18 protein-coding genes and 1 tRNA gene are annotated in these 17,295 nt (G+C 61.0%); 7 read left to right on the forward strand and 12 right to left on the reverse strand.

What is annotated here, in order from left to right; translation table 11 throughout:
* Positions 1-5: 5 nt before the first annotated feature.
* The gene (locus RBH20_RS11080) at positions 6-275 is read right to left on the reverse strand and encodes a helix-turn-helix domain-containing protein (RefSeq protein WP_007188815.1); all 270 of its coding nucleotides are present in this window, start codon (positions 273-275) and stop codon (positions 6-8) included.
* Between the two features lie 250 nt (positions 276-525).
* Between RBH20_RS11080 and RBH20_RS11085 the strand changes: the two genes are divergently transcribed.
* Positions 526-1,230, forward strand: a complete 705-nt coding sequence (locus tag RBH20_RS11085; protein ID WP_306708505.1) for a class I SAM-dependent methyltransferase — start codon at positions 526-528, stop codon at positions 1,228-1,230.
* Positions 1,231-1,282: 52 nt separating this feature from the next.
* Here RBH20_RS11085 and RBH20_RS11090 read toward each other — a convergent pair whose 3' ends face one another.
* Positions 1,283-2,683: a transposase gene (locus RBH20_RS11090; RefSeq protein WP_306708507.1), complete on the reverse strand. Its 1,401-nt coding sequence runs from the start codon at positions 2,681-2,683 to the stop codon at positions 1,283-1,285.
* Positions 2,684-2,956: 273 nt separating this feature from the next.
* On the opposite strand from RBH20_RS11090, the gene RBH20_RS11095 reads away from it, so the two are divergent.
* Positions 2,957-3,862 carry a glycosyltransferase family 2 protein gene (locus tag RBH20_RS11095; RefSeq protein ID WP_306708509.1) on the forward strand — a complete coding sequence of 302 codons (906 nt, stop codon included), beginning with the start codon at positions 2,957-2,959 and terminating at the stop codon, positions 3,860-3,862.
* A gap of 61 nt (positions 3,863-3,923) precedes the next feature.
* On the opposite strand, the gene RBH20_RS11100 is transcribed toward RBH20_RS11095, so the two are convergent.
* Positions 3,924-4,733, reverse strand: coding sequence for an amidohydrolase family protein (locus RBH20_RS11100; RefSeq protein WP_306708511.1), 810 nt, complete (start codon positions 4,731-4,733; stop codon positions 3,924-3,926).
* 175 nt (positions 4,734-4,908) lie between these two features.
* On the opposite strand from RBH20_RS11100, the gene thsA reads away from it, so the two are divergent.
* Positions 4,909-6,468, forward strand: a complete 1,560-nt coding sequence (gene thsA, locus RBH20_RS11105; protein ID WP_306710432.1) for a thermosome subunit alpha — start codon at positions 4,909-4,911, stop codon at positions 6,466-6,468.
* Positions 6,469-6,552: 84 nt separating this feature from the next.
* Here thsA and RBH20_RS11110 read toward each other — a convergent pair whose 3' ends face one another.
* Positions 6,553-6,984, reverse strand: a complete 432-nt coding sequence (locus RBH20_RS11110) for a DUF371 domain-containing protein (RefSeq protein WP_306708513.1) — start codon at positions 6,982-6,984, stop codon at positions 6,553-6,555.
* A gap of 26 nt (positions 6,985-7,010) precedes the next feature.
* Positions 7,011-7,184 carry a hypothetical protein gene (locus RBH20_RS11115; RefSeq protein ID WP_306708516.1) on the reverse strand — a complete coding sequence of 58 codons (174 nt, stop codon included), beginning with the start codon at positions 7,182-7,184 and terminating at the stop codon, positions 7,011-7,013.
* A gap of 108 nt (positions 7,185-7,292) precedes the next feature.
* Here RBH20_RS11115 and RBH20_RS11120 point away from each other — a divergent pair, with 108 nt between their 5' ends.
* The 3 genes from RBH20_RS11120 to RBH20_RS11130 all read left to right on the forward strand — a co-directional run bounded on the left by RBH20_RS11120 (position 7,293) and on the right by RBH20_RS11130 (position 11,030).
* Positions 7,293-9,137: a hydrolase gene (locus RBH20_RS11120; RefSeq protein ID WP_306708518.1), complete on the forward strand. Its 1,845-nt coding sequence runs from the start codon at positions 7,293-7,295 to the stop codon at positions 9,135-9,137.
* 266 nt (positions 9,138-9,403) lie between these two features.
* Complete coding sequence (locus RBH20_RS11125) at positions 9,404-10,294, forward strand: coiled-coil protein (protein WP_004957913.1); 891 nt, start codon at positions 9,404-9,406, stop codon at positions 10,292-10,294.
* Between the two features lie 37 nt (positions 10,295-10,331).
* Positions 10,332-11,030 (forward strand): LysE family translocator, encoded by a 699-nt coding sequence (locus RBH20_RS11130; RefSeq protein ID WP_306708520.1) that lies wholly within the window; start codon positions 10,332-10,334, stop codon positions 11,028-11,030.
* On the opposite strand, the gene RBH20_RS11135 is transcribed toward RBH20_RS11130, so the two are convergent.
* Positions 11,025-11,741, reverse strand: a complete 717-nt coding sequence (locus RBH20_RS11135; protein WP_306708522.1) for an HD domain-containing protein — start codon at positions 11,739-11,741, stop codon at positions 11,025-11,027. The genes RBH20_RS11130 and RBH20_RS11135 overlap by 6 nt on opposite strands.
* A gap of 285 nt (positions 11,742-12,026) precedes the next feature.
* On the opposite strand from RBH20_RS11135, the gene RBH20_RS11140 reads away from it, so the two are divergent.
* Positions 12,027-12,224, forward strand: coding sequence for a hypothetical protein (locus RBH20_RS11140; RefSeq protein WP_306708525.1), 198 nt, complete (start codon positions 12,027-12,029; stop codon positions 12,222-12,224).
* Here the strand turns inward: RBH20_RS11140 and RBH20_RS11145 are convergent, their stop codons facing one another.
* The 6 genes from RBH20_RS11145 to sufB all read right to left on the reverse strand — a co-directional run bounded on the left by RBH20_RS11145 (position 12,225) and on the right by sufB (position 17,266).
* Positions 12,225-12,953 carry a GNAT family N-acetyltransferase gene (locus RBH20_RS11145; RefSeq protein WP_306708527.1) on the reverse strand — a complete coding sequence of 243 codons (729 nt, stop codon included), beginning with the start codon at positions 12,951-12,953 and terminating at the stop codon, positions 12,225-12,227.
* Positions 12,954-13,235: 282 nt separating this feature from the next.
* Positions 13,236-13,308, reverse strand: a tRNA-Gln gene (locus RBH20_RS11150).
* Between the two features lie 59 nt (positions 13,309-13,367).
* Positions 13,368-13,802, reverse strand: a complete 435-nt coding sequence (locus tag RBH20_RS11155) for a metal-dependent transcriptional regulator (protein WP_306708529.1) — start codon at positions 13,800-13,802, stop codon at positions 13,368-13,370.
* Positions 13,799-14,281 (reverse strand): ferritin-like domain-containing protein, encoded by a 483-nt coding sequence (locus RBH20_RS11160; protein WP_306708531.1) that lies wholly within the window; start codon positions 14,279-14,281, stop codon positions 13,799-13,801. The genes RBH20_RS11155 and RBH20_RS11160 overlap by 4 nt, the downstream gene beginning before the upstream one ends.
* Before the next feature lie 340 nt (positions 14,282-14,621).
* Complete coding sequence (sufD, locus tag RBH20_RS11165) at positions 14,622-15,833, reverse strand: Fe-S cluster assembly protein SufD (RefSeq protein WP_306708533.1); 1,212 nt, start codon at positions 15,831-15,833, stop codon at positions 14,622-14,624.
* Between the two features lie 2 nt (positions 15,834-15,835).
* Positions 15,836-17,266, reverse strand: coding sequence for a Fe-S cluster assembly protein SufB (gene sufB / locus RBH20_RS11170; RefSeq protein WP_306708535.1), 1,431 nt, complete (start codon positions 17,264-17,266; stop codon positions 15,836-15,838).
* Positions 17,267-17,295: the final 29 nt, after the last annotated feature.

The raw sequence follows: 17,295 nt of genomic DNA on the forward strand, positions 1-17,295 counted from the left end.
ATGGGTCAGACCGTGAGGAAATAAACCTGTTTGCGTGCGTCGGTGAAACTGTACCGCGAATCAACCAGCCCGGACTCCTCCAGCCGGTTCAGTGCATATCTGACAGTGCGATCCGGGAGCAGTGAGCTCTCGGCTAAGTCTCCCTGTGACAACGGGGCATCGTCTTCCAGTACCTTCGCAACGAGCTTCGCGCTCGGCGGGAGTTCCCGTAGGGTGTCGCGGAACTCCTCGTCAGTGAAAGGTGCTGGTGCAGCGTTTTCAGTTAATGCGCTCATAGTGGTTGATATTCAAGACTTACTGGTAAAACTTGGCTATATCCATGACCAAACAATACAGATTCTATGAAGTGTTTAATGTTCCCTTATACATGGCCGCCATCGTGCGGTTCTCGTCTCTATCCGAAAATCACACCCAGACCTATCAGGGTAGCGAGTGCGACCGGAGCCGGCATAGTGGGAAAAACAGTCTGGCAGACGAAAGGGGATTCCAGTATCGTTTTATCCCCCGAGGGGTGAGCAATACACCGTGAAAGGGCAGGAGTGGTATCAGGCCGACACCGTGGCCGAAGAGTACGAGGCCAAGCGGTTCTCCCGTGGCGGTCGGCTGATCGACCGACGAGAGAAACAGGCCGTCCTCAACGCAATCGGCCCCGTGGCCGATAAGGACGTGTTAGAAGTAGCTTGCGGGACCGGACGGTTCACTGTGATGCTGGCCGAGCGCGGCGCGAACATCACTGGACTGGACATCTCAGGACCGATGCTCCAGCAGGGCCGTGAGAAGGCACAGGCGACCGGTGTCGATGACCGCGTCGAGTTCATGCGGGGCGACGCCGCCCGACTCCCGTTCCCGGACAACCATTTTGACACTGTGTTTGCGATGCGCTTTTTCCATCTGGCGGACACGCCGGCGGCGTTTCTCGCAGAGATGCGCCGCGTCTCGAAGGAACAGGTCTTCTTCGATACGTTCAACCGGTTTTCGACCCGATCGATATACAACTGGGCGCTCCCGATGGGATCGCGGCTCTACTCGCGCTGGGAGATCGACCGCCTGTTAGACGGGGCCGGACTGGAACTGACTGACGCGAACCACGACTGGCTGCTTCCGTACGGCTTCTACCGGAAGATTCCGAACGAACTGGCCGCCTCGTTCCGGTCGCTCGATACGGCGCTCGGCGGCACGCCGCTCGGCGAAAAGCTGGCCTCGGTGTCGTACTGGAACACCCACGTATGACATCCTCCCTGGCGTGAACGCCGGGGTTTCCTCCGTGAGAGCCTCAGTCGGTCTAACACTCGCCAGAGGCAACATTCCCGTCGCAGTGGACGGTACTCGGGTCTGTGCGCTGTTCTTTGGGACTATCCCTCGCGGGAGAGCGTGGCAACTCCGACCAGTTGTGGTCGTCCCACTCGAACCGCACGGGCCGTGCCATCGGCCTGACTGCTTGTTCTGTGTGCCGCTCTAAGAACGTCTCCGACGCCGTGAGGTCGGCGTGGCCCTCAAACCCACACGGACAGGTGAGCGCGTCCTGATGCCGCATCGTTCGGTCTGTTGAACCGCACTGCGGGCACTCCTGACTTGTCCACGCCTCTGACCGGACCTCAACAGAGATGCCGTATTCCTCGGCGGTACAGACCAGTCGTTCGGTAAACTTCTTGAACGACCAGAAGTTGTGGGTCTTGGCGTTCGTCTCGACCGACCAGTGCGTGTCCAGTACGTCGGTCAAGCCACCGATATACACCGTGTTCACGCCCTCGGCGTACAGTCGATCCAAAAGGTCACGACACAGTGCTTCTTGAGCGTGGTCGCGGCGACGGGTTCGCTTGCGGTACAGCCGCCGGATACGCTTGCTACTGTATCGACCCCTACAGAGTTTCGACTGCATCCGGGCGATTTCTTGCGTCGTCTCACGGAACCGCTGGAATAGCTTACGACCTTCGTACAGGTGTTGCTCGCCGGTCGTTGTAGTACAGGCAACGAGGTTGTTCGCACCAATATCCAGAGCGGCCGTTTCGTCGGCCAGTGGAGTGTCCCGTGCGTCGTCAGAAACAGTCACGGGCTGCGAAGCTCGGAAGGTGCAATCAGTCTCGTCGTACCACAAATCCAACCGGCCATGGTTGTCGTAGTCGGGCCAGTTCGGGTTGCCAGCGATCTCCAGCCGGAGCCGACCAGTGTGATCGTATCGGTCTTTCAACTCACTCCCAACCAGTATCTCAAGTCGAGAACGGTCGCCCCACTCGACGGTGTATGCATCGTTGCGAATAACACCTTTGAGAACACGCCCATCATCTTCGTTGTCGAGGCGAATCTTCGATTCGCCGACCATTGGAAATCTTCGATTTCCAAGACCACGGAAGCCCGGCGGTTCCGGGTGTTCCGTGACCGACGTGTTTGACTCATCGTGGTACTGGTCTTTCAGTTTGAAGAACCCGCGCCACGTTTCGCTGTTTTTGCGTATTACCTGTTGGGCGGTGGACGCACCAAGCACGCCTTTGTATTTGCCTTCGAGTCGGCCAGTATCGGCGTCCCATGCACCCTCGTCCTCGAAACCGTCTTCGTCGTTGTACCGCATGAGACGCTGGTAGTTGACTTCGTTCCAGAGAGCGGCGGAGGCATCCAACAGGTCCCGTAGCAGTTGCTCTCCATCATCGGAGAGAGGTCGCACAGCGAACGTGTTGGTGCGCTTCATCAACCATTTCCAATATGTCTTCTTGGAACTTGAACATCAGCCAACCACGGTGAAAGTAAAACTCAATCAGCTCGTGGGAGACTCAAGACCAGCAGTGACACAATGGTTCTCACCGGAGCTTACGCGATTCACGCCCGCCGTGAACAGCGTGGCGTCAGAGACGCCACAGGTAGACGGCGCGAAGCGCCGTCGACGGCGGTACTCTCTCGCTGGCAAAAGGTTGCCGTCCGTCTCCCGCGACTTTTAAGCGCCTTCGCCGTCCTATCCAGAGGTATGGATATCTCGGTAGTGGTCCCGACGTTAAACGGCCGGGAGGAGCTGACCGGCTGTCTGGACGCACTTACCGAGCAGGTCCCCGATGCCGAAGTGATTGTCGTCAATGGCCCGTCAGCCGACGGGACAACGGGTATGGTCCGCGATCGGGACGACATCTCTATTCTCGTCGAAATCGCCGATCGCTCGGTGACGGTCGCCCGCAACGCCGGGATCGACCGAGCCACAGGGGACGTTATCGCGCTCGTTCATCAATCACTCTCAGTCGAGTCTGGCTGGGCTGACGCCGTGAAAAACGGGCTTTCGGGGGCCGCACAGGCTATCACCGGGCCGACACACCAGCAACTGTGGGCCGGGATGACGACCGAAACGGAGGAGACGCGGACGATAGCCGGCCGCGACGTGACGTACTTTAATCCCGGCAACGTCGCGTTTGATGCCGAGGTGGTGGAAGCGCTCGACGGGTTCGACGAGTACCTGAACGTCGGCAGCGCCCGGGACTTCGCACACCGCATGGCTGCCGGTGAGTACGGCGTCGACTGGAGCACGGAAATGTGTGCCAGCCGCGAGTTTGAGGCTGATGGCGGCATCGCAGAGACCGACTGGAACTGGAAGTACCGCTCGCTCGCCTACCGGCTGGTGAAGAACTACAACGTCCGGCCGACCGTAGTGCGGCGAATCCTCAGTCACGCGGTCGGTGATGCGAAGGACGCGCTGGTCGATGTCGTGCGCGGGGAGACGACGCCGTCGCAGTGGCTCGGCACTGGGCAGGACGTGTTCGGTGGCGTCGGCTCCGGGGTCGTCGACGGGTTCCGGGCACGCGTGACCGACCGGACGGCTCGCCGGAATCCGAACGGTCGCTCCGCGCGCACGAACCGCGCGGTGACCGTGTACGACTGGCGGTAGCTAGGGTTGGCGGTAACCGATACTGGCCGCAACCGTTCGACTGAGGCAGGAGTGCCGATAGTTAGGGGGCCAGCGCCTCGATGACGCGGTTTGGATTGTTCGAGAACACCTTCCGCATCGCGTCTTCGGGGACGTCCAGTGTCAGAATCTCCATCACAGCCACGTTCGGGTGGACGCCGGGGACGCCGCTCCCGAAGAGGACGCGGTCGGGATGTTCTAAAACTGCCCGTTCCATCGGCCCTCGGTAGCGGACCGCGCTGGTGTCGAGATACAGATTGTCATGGACCTCCAGCAGGTCGATGGCCCGTTCCATCAGGTCCTTCCGGAGCGGGTGCGCGCCGAAGTGCGAGAGGATAACCGGAAAGTCGTACGCTAACAGCGACTCGGCGACGGCTTCGGGTTGGAACCTGTCGCCGCCGTGAACGATGACGGGCAGCGACACCGACTCTAGCTCTGCGAGCACGTCCTCGTCTGGCAGCCCGTCGGTCGGCGGATGGAGCTTGAAGCCGTAGAACCGGTCGTCGTATGCGTACTGTTCGATATCAGCAGGCGAGGTGTGTGCCTCCGTGCGACTACTTGCGAGGTTGCGAAGCGTCGAACCGGGGCCGGTCCCCGGGTCCCGAGCACCGTTGACTCTGGCGAAGGCGACCATCGGTCGTTCGACGGTCATCCGGGCGACAGCGTTGTTCGCTTTCAGATACGAACCGTCCCGCTCACCAGGAAAGACGACGGAGCGGACGACACCGGCCTGGTGCATCTCCCGCTCCAGTTGCTCCGGGTCACCCATGCCGTCTCGGGGCCGGCGATGCTCGTCGGGCTCCAGCTGTGCATGCACGTCAACGACCCGAAACCCGTGCTCCAACTCCAACATCTACTATACGGTCTGTATACCCCCATGCTAAAAGGTGTGCAGGTCGGGCCTGGATTACGGGGACAGCACGGCGCTGTCACCCGACAAGCTGTCCGCAGTGTTAGAAAGATTTATATAGAACCGCTTGCCTTGTCTTAAGTGAGGTTCAACACATATGTCATCTGGCCAGCGACGCATGGGCGGCCAGCCTCTTTTCATCCTTGATGAGGACGCCCAGCGCACACACGGGAAGGACGCACAGTCATCGAACATCTCCGCCGGAAAGGCCGTAAGCGAGTCCGTACGGACCACGCTCGGTCCCCGCGGCATGGACAAGATGCTCGTCTCCGACGATGGTGATGTGGTCATCACTAACGACGGGGCGACCATCCTCTCCGAGATGGACATCGAACACCCCGCGGCCCAGATGATCGTCGAGGTCGCCCAGACACAGGAGGACGAAGTGGGCGACGGAACGACGACAGCGTCCGTGCTGGCCGGGGAACTGCTGACGAAAGGTGAGGACCTGCTTGACGACGATGTCCACCCGACAACAATCGTCGAAGGGTACTCCGCCGCGGCCGAACTCGCACAGGACGCGATCAACGAGCTCGTCCTCGATGTCGACCTCGACGACGAGACGCTCGTCGAAGTCGCCGAATCCTCGATGACCGGTAAGGGCACCGGTGACGTCGAGGCCGGGGAACTCGCTGAAGTCGTCGTCGACGCCGTCCGTCACGCCAAGAGCGACAACGGCGTCCGCCGGGACAACATCGAAGTCCACACCCAGACGGGTGCGGCTTCCTCCGCAACCAAGCTCGTTGAGGGCGTCATCGTCGACGAGACAGCCGTCCACGACAACATGCCGACCTCGGTCGAGGACGCGTCCATCGCGGTCATCGACACCGAGCTCGACGTCCGCGAGAGCAACATCGACGCTGAGTACAATGTCTCCAGCGTCGACCAGCTCAACGCCGCGCTCGACGCTGAAGAGGGCGAACTGCAGGGCTACGCCGAAGATGTCCTCGAAAGCGGCGCTGACGTCGCGTTCGTCACCGAGGATGTTGCCGACCGCGTCGCCTCCCAGCTCGCCAAGGAAGGCGTCTTCGTGGCCGAGAGCATCAGCTCCTCGACCGCCAAGGACATCGTCGAGGCTACCGGCGCAAAGCGCGTCGGCTCGCTCGAATCCCTTGACGAGGACGCGCTCGGCCACGCCGACAGCGTCAACGTCGAGAAGCAGGGCGACGACGACATGACGTTCATCACCGGCGGCGCGACCGCCGAGTCCGTCACGGTCATCGCTCGCGGCTCCACCGAACACGTCGTCGACGAACTCGAACGCGCGCTCAACGACGCGCTCGACACCGTCATCGCCGCGCTCGATGCCGGCGGTGTGGTTCCCGGCGCAGGCGCGACGGAAATCGCCATCGCCGACCACATCCGCTCCGAAGCGGCGTCCATCGAGGGCCGCAAGCAGCTCGCCGTCGAAGCGTTCGCCGACGCCGTCGATGTGCTGCCCCGCACCCTCGCGGAGAACACGGGCCTCGACGCTATCGATGCGCTCGTCGACCTCCGTGCAGAACACGAGAGCGAGGGCATCGCTGGCGTCATCAGCGAAGGCCAGACCGGCATTGTCGATGACCCCGTCGAGTACGGCATCATCGACCCTGCCGCTGTCAAGCGCGAAGCCGTCGGCTCCGCCACCGAGGCGGCGACGATGATCGTCCGTATCGACGACGTTATTTCGTCGAGTTAAGCGAGATAGCGGTACAGGCGCTCTAACCTGTTTTCTTTCGGCGAAACCGAACAGCGGTGCGACCGCCGACAGAGAAGACGCCGCTTACTCGTTACTGGGCTCGACGGACAGCGTCAGCGTCGCTTCACTGCCGTCAGCGAGCGCGTCGACGAGGTCCCGGTCCACGTCGCCGGCCGCGGCGTCGGCGTTGACCATCACGGTCCGGTCATCGACGTAGTCGCTCGTCCGCAGGACGTGGCTACGGTCGTTCTCGAAGGACAGGTCGGGGTGACCGGTCCCCGTCACAGTAACGGTCTGCTCGCCAACTTCGATAGTCGCTGTAATCGTCGCGTCGGCAGCCTGACAGGCCGTTACGAACTCGCTGTCGAAGTCACTGGGGACGCGGTCAGCCTCGATAGCGAGGATGCAGTCACCTGCAGGTGTCAGAAAGTCGTCGCTCGTTACTTCCAGCGTGCTTGCGTGTTCGCCGGAGACGTTCTCGTGGCCCTGTGCTCGGACCACCTCCACAAGTGTCATACTTCCCGGTCACTGCCGGGCGTACTTCAGCGGGACGACTCCGACCGGACGACGGTAACCGTCACCGCACCGCAGGCGCATTCGTGGGCTTCGCGGTGGCCGGCCTCGGTCTCAAACACCAGCGCTGGCTCCCCAAGCGAGCGCTCACAGTGCTGGGCCTCGCAAGTCGGTGTCGTCGCCTCGTGCAGTTCGGTGATCATATCTGGATAGTAGGTGGCTACCTATGTCAAAGCGAGCCATCCCCGGAGTGAAAGTGAAAGTGAAGGCGTGGGGCAAAGGATATGCCGCCACGGAACGGGCCACAAGGTATGTCGCTGGAGTGGCGCGGCGCGGCGGTTGCGCCGGACGACGAGATGCCGTCCCCGGAGGCGTGGAAACCGGTATCGGTGCCTGGCCGGCCCGAACAGTTCGCCGGTGCCGAGGCCGTGGCCTACGAAACGACGTTCTCGGACCCGCGGGACGAGAGCGACGCACACGCCCTGCTTGTACTGAGCGGAACGTACGCGCACACACGCGTGTGGTGCAACGATGAGTTGCTCACCAGCCACGACGCCTACTTCGAGCCGCTTCGGGTCCGACTCCCCGAAAGCGAGGAGTACCGGATCGTCGTGGAGTGTCGCGCGCCCGAGGACCGCTTCGGCGGTTTGCACGCGACTGACCAGCTTCCGCCGGAACGCTGTGTCCCGGGCGTTTGGTGGGACGCGACCCTTGAAACCCGACCGGACCCATGTGTGAGCGAACTCTCGGTCCAACCACAGCTGTCGGAAGCGGACGTAACCGACGCGTCGGTGGACGTGTCGGCGACCATCCTGACTGACGAGCCACTTGACGACCGGATTACGCTCTCGCTTCGGCCGGAGGGTGACGTTCGTGGCGGCGGGATGATGGACCGGGCCCGCGTCTCGACCGACGAGGAGACGACGACGGTGGCCTACACGATGGACGTGCGCGATCCGTCGCTGTGGTGGCCCCACGACCGCGGTGAACAGTCCCGCTACGTGCTCAGGGCAAAACTCGGCGACGACGAGCACTCGGTGACGACGGGACTCCGTACCGTTTCGTACGACGGTGGCCTGCGGGTCAACGGCGAAGATGTGCCGGTTCGCGGCGTGACGCTGCTGGACCCGACCGCTGAGGACGTCGAGCGGGCCGTCGACGCCAATGCAAATCTGGTTCGGGTACGGGCGCAGGGGACGCCGCCCGAAGTGGCCCGGACCTGTGACGACCACGGCGTCCTGCTCTGGCAGGACCTCCCGTTGTCAGGCCCCGAGCCGTTCGACACTGAGCGGGGCACTGCCCTCGCGGCTCGGCTCAATGCGACCTACGCACAGCATCCCAGTTTCGCGGCGGTCAGTGTTCACGACGAGCCAGTGACTCCGTACGCTGACGGACTGGGCTCCGGGTTCCTCGACAGGCTTCGCTTCCGGTGGCGTTCTTGGCGTACCGGCTACGACAGCACGGACGCCGAGTCGGTGTCGTCGGCTGTCGACTCCGTCCCGACGTTCCCGGTCGTCGGCCCGCCCGGAATCGACCCCGATGCGGTCACGTTGTACCCGGGGTGGCGGTACGGCGATGCAGCAGACCTCCCATGGCTCTATTCCAGATTCAACGTCAGCGATGTCGTTGCCGGCTTTGGCGCCGGTGCGCTGGGAACGCCGGACCCAGGCGATAGTCCCGGATTCGATAGCGCCTGCCACGACCGCCACGTTGACGGTGGAGTTGAAGCATCACAGGCGTATCAGGCCAGTGTCGTCCGCGGGGTTGCTGAGACGCTCCGGCGACGCAACGCACCGCTCGTCATCGTTGATAGCCTCCGAGATGTCGGTGACGCCGGCATGGGTCTGCTCGCCGCTGACGGGACCGAGAAGGAGGCATTCAGTGTTCTCGCCGACAGCTACGAGCCCACGCAGGTGGTGCTCTCGAATGCAGCGCCCGGCGAGCAAGATATTGTTGTCCTCCACGACCGTCCAGAAAAAGCGGACCTCACCGTCGAATGGGACTGCAACGGAAACCGCGAACAGGCCGAACACACGGTCGGCCCGTTTGCCCGCGTCACCGTCGACACACTCATTCTTTCAGCCGATGACGATGTGACGCTTGCCGCCACCGACGGCCAGACTGTCGTGAAAAACGAGTACCGTATTAGCGAGTAATACAGGTGCGTGATATACCATGGAAAATCGGTGCGATAGCGACCGTCTCACCCCTGAAATATGGCGTGTGAGAGGTTGACGCGGTATTCAATGCACCGGAATGTTTAAACAATATCCACCTCTATTTGTAGACACCAGAACGCTTCCGCGTTCAGGCAGTATCGCTTTCAGCCCAACATGAGAGGGAACCCTTGTTATTGGTGTCAGCCCCTCAGTAGTGGGCCGACTGTCTGTGCTGAAGCGGTGATGGCATAGAGGATTCAACAATGGCAGACTCGATAGACGAATCAAAGAACGTTACAGTAACAGAAGAGGATCTTGAAAACAAATCGAAAGGCGAGCTTATCAAACTCGCCGGCCAGCTTCGTGACCGACGAAACGAGCTGAACCAGATGGCATCCGAGCGGGCCTCTGCCCGCGACGACCTGAACGCGAAGACTCGCGAGAAGGTCGACGAAGCCCAAGAACACCGCGAGAAGCGCGACGAGCTCAACGAGCAGGTCCAGGAACACAAAGACCAGCGTAACGAGCTCAATGCGGAAGCGAACGAGCTGTTCGACAAGGTCGACAACCTGAAAAACGACCTCGAACTCGACGAGGGGACGTCAGTCGAACAACTCAAAGAGGAAATCGAAGACCTCGAATTCAAGCAACAGACCGAGGTGCTCTCCTCGGAAGACGAAAAGGAGCTCATCGAGAAGATCGAGACCAAGCGCGAAAAGCTCCAGGAGAAACAGGAGAAGCTCGATCAGGGCGGCGACCTCGAAGAGCTCAAAGAGGAAGCGGAAGAGGTCCGCTCGGAAGCCTCAAAGCACCACCAGAAGGTCACGGAACTGGCCGACGAGGCCCAGAAGCACCACAACGAGATGATCGAGGCCTACCGCGAGGCCGACGAGATCCGTGACGAGGCCGACGAGAAGCACGAAGAATTCGTCGATGCCCAGGAAGCGGCCGACCAGCATCACGAAGACTTCGTCCGCGTCCAGAAGCGCCTCCGCGAACTCGACAAGAAGGAAGAAGAGCAGGAGCGCTCCCAGCGCGAGGAGAAGCAGGAAGCCGCTCGCGAGGAAGCCGAGGAGATTTATCAGAAGTTCAAGGAAGGCGAAACCCTCGACACCGAGGACCTGATGAAGCTCCAGAAGGCCGGCAAGCTGTAAGTCTGTAGGATTTTCTCTCTGTTTTTACTGACCATAGATGCATCACTCATTCGGCCTGCTCCAGCTCGGCGCGCTCTCGCTCGTCCCGACAGCCCTCGGTGGGGTCCTGTTCGGCCTCGCACTAGCTGCGCCGCCAGGCCCGATGAACGCCGTTATCGCCGAGGAAAGCGCCTTGCGGGGCTGGCGGGCCGGCTTCTTCGCCGGTCTCGGCGCGATGACCGCTGACGCCTGTTTCCTCGTGCTCGCCGTGCTCGGTGCCGCCACAGTCATCACCGAGACGCCGGGCGTTCAACGCGTGATGGTCGGTGCCGGCGGGCTCCTGATGCTCTGGTTTGCCTACGGCGCAGTTCAGGAAGCCAATACAGTCGTTACCGAGGGGGACTCGTCAGTCACGGCTGGGGATAGCCGTGGCTTTCGCAAGGCCCTCGTCTTGGCGCTGACAAATCCCTATCAGGTCATCTTCTGGCTCACCGTCGGCATCGGCCTCCTCGAACCCGGTGTGGTCGACGTGTCGTCGTACGTGCCTGCGGTCGGGACTGACACGCTAACGATACAAACCGGTCATCCGGTGCTATTAGGTGGGTTTTTCGGCGGTATCGGCCTCTGGATTACGGGGTTTCCGGCAGCGATTGTTGCTGCGAGAACGCGTATCGAACGGCTCGCACCGCTGATCGCGTGGGTCAGCGCCGCTGTTCTCGCCGGGACTGGCGTCCTGTTCCTGCTACGAGCGCTATGAGTCGCCCATCCCGGTCGCCACGTCGTCAAGATCGTCTTCGACAGCCATATCCGCGACTTCCATCGTCAGCCACTCTTGGAACCAGCGGGTCCGCTTGAGTCGCTGGTGGACGATAGACTCTGCTGTGTCGCTCTCGACGCGTTCGCGTGCGTCCTCACCGCGTTCGATGACACGGTCGACCATCTCGGCTGCGTCCATGTGCGTCCGGGACTCATAGCCCATACGCAACAGCATCAGGGCGGTCCCGTTCGCGCCGACCTTATCCAGGATATCCGCCTCAATGAGACACTGTACTTCTAGGGGCAGGTCGTCCAGCGGCCCCTGGTACGAATGGACCTCAACGGCGGAGCAGACCTGTTCGATAAACGATTCGGGGTAGTCACCGTGTGCCCGCAGATACTCGCGTGCGATCCGAGCGCCGGCTTCCGCATGGAGGTCTTGCTCGGCTTCCAGTTTTGCGATGTCGTGAAACAGCGCTGCCACGCGAGTCACGTCCACGTTCGCCCCCTCCTTGCGGGCGATTTTTGTCGCGATGTCGACGACGTTGAGGATGTGGTTGAAGCGGTACTCCGCGGAGTGCCACGGGTACCAACGCATACGGCCGCCCTCTTCTTCGTTTTCGACACTCGCCGCGAGATAGTCGTGGACGAATTCCTTCATTTCCTCGAACGCGTCGGCTGAGACAGGTGACTCCCTAATCTCGACGCCCACAGCACCACCTCCGGAGACGGATTTCGATATTCATCTTACACATATAGACGTACGTTCGACTCTTTAGCGTTACGACAGGGAGAACGGCTGCCACACCTGGCATTTCTGGATGCAAACAGTGTCACAAAACCGGTCTTCGGAGCAGTTGTCTGAGCGGCGGACAGCCACCCTCACTGTCCCCGATTCCGTGTCAGTAGGACCGCTGTTGGGCGACAGTCGCGACTGGTTCTCAGCGGCTGGGAACATTAGTCTGGCTTTTTACAGCTAATAGATAAATCGACACATATGCCTCTCCAGCTACTTCACATGCCCGTCGGCGACGTGTCGATCGTGACCCACGCGATCAGCGAACACGCGGTGACTGACGTGCTCGTCGGCGTCGGTATCGCCCTGTGTCTGTTCGGACTGTACTACAAGCTGATACTGCTCCCCGCGAATAGACAGGAATCGTCACAGCGCCCGGGGGGACAGTCGCCGCCGTGATTACAGGTAGGCGGCGTCCCAGCGCATCGGCTTGCGAACGTTCCCGCAGTTGTCACATTCGATGCGGCCCATTGAGTCCATCGCGTTCGCCAGCGTCTCGCAGTTACTGCAGAAGTAGCCATAGCGATCGCTGCCTTCCTCTGTGACGTGGACCACGTGGAACGGCGCCATCGACCCGGACTCGTGGTTGTTATGATCGACATAGACTGTCCGACCATCGCCAGTTATCCGCTCACGACCGAGTTCGTCTGCATCGGTGTAGAGGTTCTCGACGTAGGTCCGTCCAGCGATGTCGACTTCACCCGTGCCAGCGCGTTCGAAACCGCGGTCCTCGTAGAAGTTGTTGCCTTCGACGTTGTCGGCCAGCACGCGCCCCTGGAGTGTCTCAGCGCCGCGGTCATGGAGTTCCCGGTGGGTCTCATCGAACAGCGCTGACCCGATCCCCTCGTCGCGGTATGCCGGGTCGACGTGCAACCAGAGAATCGTCCCGATACTGTCGCCCGACAGAACGCTCTCTGAGAGGCCGACCACCTGCCCGTCCTGTTCGCCGACGAGAATCAACCGATTACTCTCTTCACTGAGTATTTCGTTGATACGATCTTCGTCGTACCACTCCTCGATAGCGCTTGTAATCGCCTTCGGTCCCAGCGAGTACGACGCCTCTAACGAGCGACGCGCCACGTCACGGATAGCCGGCCGGTCCGACGGCACTGCCTCCCTGATTTTCATATGCCACTAGTTGGCACGGAACATCATAAAGATACAGCTCGGTGTCAGAATTTGGGACACTCGTTGGGCTATTCATGCGAGGGCGCTACAGTTTGTGACCTTGGCTGGGACGTGTCTGTCCACTACCCACTGCTATCGTTGCTCCCCCGAAGAAATGCAGCCGCTGTTCGTGCTCTGTCATCAGATACTTCGGGCAGATTCGAAGCATGAGGACTCGAATCTGCTCGTCCTTTGGGTTCAACCGCCGGGATATCTGCTGCTCGCGAGTTGTTTGCGGTAGAATAGTCCCGGGCGGATTCGAACCGCCGTCAAGGGCTCCAAAGGCCCTTATGATTGGCCACTACACCACGGGACTGCACTCACTGTATTCGGAATAATCGACGGAACGCACTTGAACGCTTCGAGAGCGAGCGGTCAATCGCTGGTGACTTCGGCCTCTACTTCGAGGAGGCCACAGACATCACCCTCGGGGTCGAAACAGTCGGGACACTGTGGTTTACGGTCGATGATCGTATCGAGGCGATCAGCGACTGTTTCGTCGATGACGCCCTCCAGTTGCTTTGCCTCGGCTCGGAACTCTTCGACCTCGAGCACTTCGATGAGGAACCGCTCGATGATACAGTAGTTCTGGAGCGCCTCACGAGCCTGTGCGATACCGTCATCAGTGAGATCGACACCTTTGTACTTCTCGTGGTTCAGCAGCCCCCGGTTTTCGAGTTTGCCGATCATCTCGTTGGCACTCGCCGGGCTGACATCAAGCATATCAGCCACGTCGCCAGTGGATGCTGGACCGTCTTCTTGTTGCTGCGTGAGATAGATCGCTTTCAGATACTGGGCCTGCGTGTTCATTGATAGTCCTCCATCAGGTCAGTCACGTCTTCGACACCCGCCGCCTCGTCCTCGCGGATATCCGATAGCACAGCAAGCAACCGCTCGCGGTCGATGGTGAATGTCACGTCCGATGCCTCGATTGCTTCGATGAGGTCGTCGTAGAACTTGTACGCCGTCTCCTCGTTACAAAGCTGGTCATACAGCACGCCATCAAAGTCCTTGTCGGCTTCGTACTGGGCCTCGACCAGCATCTCGATTTCTTCGAACGGGACAGTGTCCGCTTCGAGGTCGTCGATGAGCGACTCCAGTTGCCGGCGGTGCTCAGCTGACTCCGTCTCAGCGTGTTCGAGGAGGTCGAGTACCGCCTGCTCGTGCTCACCGCTCGTTTCCTCGGCGTGCTTGGCCGACCGTGCCTCGACGACCTCTTCGAGGACGATGCCAATCTGTAGCAGCCGGGCGAGCTGATGGTCGGACGCCACCGGCTGTGTGAGACTCACGGCAACACCCCCACTCGGCGCTGTGCTGCGGTCATACACGTAGTTCGGGGAGGCCCGGACTTAAGCGGTTCCCTGTCGCCGAGCCGGCGTATCCGACTCAGTCACGGCCACCGTTCCCCTTCCCGGCTACTGCCTGTCCATCTCAACACTGTCAGCGACTGCCGAATTGTCAGTGATGCAGGTCTGCGGCCTAAAAGCGGATTGTCTGTCACCACGAGTATCTGCTCACTCACGAGAATACCGTCGGAGAATGGCTCCAACGGGGTGGGAGAAGCAGACGATTACTCTTGGAGACGGCGGGAAAGTGGACACTCCCAAGCCGTTGTTCGTGCGTTACCGCTCACTCACGAAGCCGCTCGTAGATCAGCTGGTCGAGGTCCTCGCGGAGTTCGTCGACCTGCACTTCTTCGAGTACCGGGACATAGAACCCTTCGACGAGCATGTTCTTCGCTCGCTCCGGGTCGACACCGCGGGAGGTCATGTAGAACATGTCCTCTGCGTCGACCTGCCCGACCGTTGCGGAGTGGGAGGCCTCGGTGTCGTGGTTGTTGATGATGAGCTTCGGCGACGCGTCGGCCTCGGAGTCGTCGGAGAGCATGAGCGTGTTCTCACGCTGGTACGACGACGTGTCCCAAGCTTCGCGTCCGACATCCTGAACGCCTTCGTACACCGAGCGGGCGTCGTTGTCGAGGACGCCGCGGGTGACGAGATCGGCGATGGTGTGCTCGGCCTCGTGCCAGACACGCGACGCGATGTCGAAGTGCTGGTCCTCGTGGCCGAAGAACGCACCCAGAATCTGTGATTCGGAGGAGTCACCCAAGAGTCGGGTTTCGACGTTGGACTTGGTCAGGCGGGAGCCGATGTTGCCGTCGATCCAGTTGACCGTGGCGTAGGTGTCGGCGTGGCCGCGCTTGACCTGGAAGTTGTAGGTCTCCTCTGAGAGGTTCTGGAGCGCGCCGTACTGGACGTAGGCGTTCTCCTCGGCGACGACCTCGACAATACCGGAGTAGTACTGATCAGCGTCAGTTGTCTCGCCGGTCCCCTGACGTTCGAGGATCGTCACTGACGAGGACTCCTCAGCGAGGACGAGCGTGTAGTTGAACAGCGACTGGCTGTTCATCGTCGTCCGGATCTTCACGTCCTCGGCGTCAACGCCCTCAGGGACGTAGACGACTGTCCCAGCCGAGAACAGGGCCGTCGACAGCGCGGTGAGGTAGTCTCGCTGCGGGTCAACGACGCTGCCGAAGTGGTCCTCGACGAGGTCCGCGTGCTCGTCGAGCGCTTCGCTCCAGGACAGCACTTCGACGCCCTCTGCGTCGACGCGGTCCTTGTCCTGTGCGTAGTCGAGCGGGTCGACCAGCGACTCATATTCGAGCGCGTCCAGATTCGTCCAGGTGCGACCCGGCGTCCGGATGACATCCGGCATCTCCAGATCCTCGAGCGCTGCGAGCGCGTCCTTTCGCGTCTCGAGCAGCCACTCGGGCTCGCCGAGATCGTCTGAAATCTGTTCTACCTGGGCCTCTGTGAGATTGGCGTGTACCTGCGTACTCATGGTTATCCGAGCGACCCCTCCATCTCAAGCTCAATGAGGCGGTTCAGCTCAACGGCGTACTCAATCGGCAGTTCCTCCGTAATCGGCTCGATGAAGCCGGCGACGATCATCTGCTTTGCGTCGTCGTCGTCCAGTCCGCGGGACTGGAGGTAGAAGACGTCCTCGTCGCCGATCTTGCCGACGGTCGCCTCGTGGGCAACGTCGACCTTGGACTCCTGAATCTCCATGTACGGCATCGTGTCCGACGTGGACTCGTTGTCGAACATCAGCGCGTCACACTCGACGGAGGTCGAGGAGTCCTCGGCTCCGTCAGCGATGTGGACGAGACCGCGGTAGTTCGTGCGGCCGCCGTCCTTCGCGATGGACTTGGACTCGATTGTGGACTTCGTTTCGGGTGCGTTGTGATATACCTTCGCGCCCGTGTCGATGTCCTGCCCCTCGCCAGCCATGGCGATGGTGATGTGGTTGTCCGTCGCGCCCGGACCCTTGAGAACGGTGGAGGGGTACAGCATCGTGGCCTTCGAGCCCATGCTGCCTGAGACCCATTCCATCGTGCCGTCGGCCTCGCAGATGGCGCGCTTGGTGTTGAGGTTGTACGTGTTCTTCGACCAGTTCTGGACGGTCGAGTACTGAACGTGGGCGTTCTCCTTGACGAACACTTCGACGCCGCCGGAGTGGAGATTGAACTCGGAGTACTTCGGGGCGGAACAGCCCTCAATGTAGTGAACTTCGGAGTTCTCCTCGGCGATGATGAGCGTGTGCTCGAACTGGCCCATGCCGTCGGAGTTCATGCGGAAGTACGCCTGCACGGGCATGTCAACCGTGGTGTCCTCGGGGACGTAAACGAACGACCCGCCGGACCAGATAGCGCCGTGTAGCGCCGCGAACTTGTTGTCGCTCGGCGGCACGGCCTTGGTCATGAAGTACTCTTTGAGGATGTCTTCGTGTTCCTGGACAGCCTTGTCCATGTCACAGAAGATGACACCCTTGTCTTCCCAGCGCTCCTGCATGTTCTGGTAGACGATCTCGGACTCGTACTGTGCGCCGACGCCCGAGAGCGCGTTCTTCTCGGCTTCCGGGATGCCGAGCTTGTCGAAGGTGTCCTGGATCTCATCAGGGAGGTCATTCCAGTCGTCGACCCCGCCGCGGGTCTCGATATCGGGACGGATGTACGGAACGATCTCGTCGACGTCGACCTCGGAGAGGTCGGGCGCGCCCGGCCAGCCGTCCGGCATCGGCATTTCGTGGAACTGCTCGAGTGCGCGAAGGCGGCGCTCGAGCATCCATTCCGGCTCGTCCTTGTCTTCGGAGATGACCCGGATGGTCTCCTCCGTGAGGCCCTTCTCGGCTTCGAAGGCGGACTTCTCCTCTTTCTTGAACTCGAAGCGCTTCTCCGTGTCGGTTTCTTTGAGGTGGTCTTGATCTGAACTCATAGTGTGTGTAGTGTTATCGCTGTGTACGG

The sequence above is a fragment of the Haloarcula sp. H-GB4 genome, from assembly GCF_030848575.1.
GTDB lineage: Archaea > Halobacteriota > Halobacteria > Halobacteriales > Haloarculaceae > Haloarcula.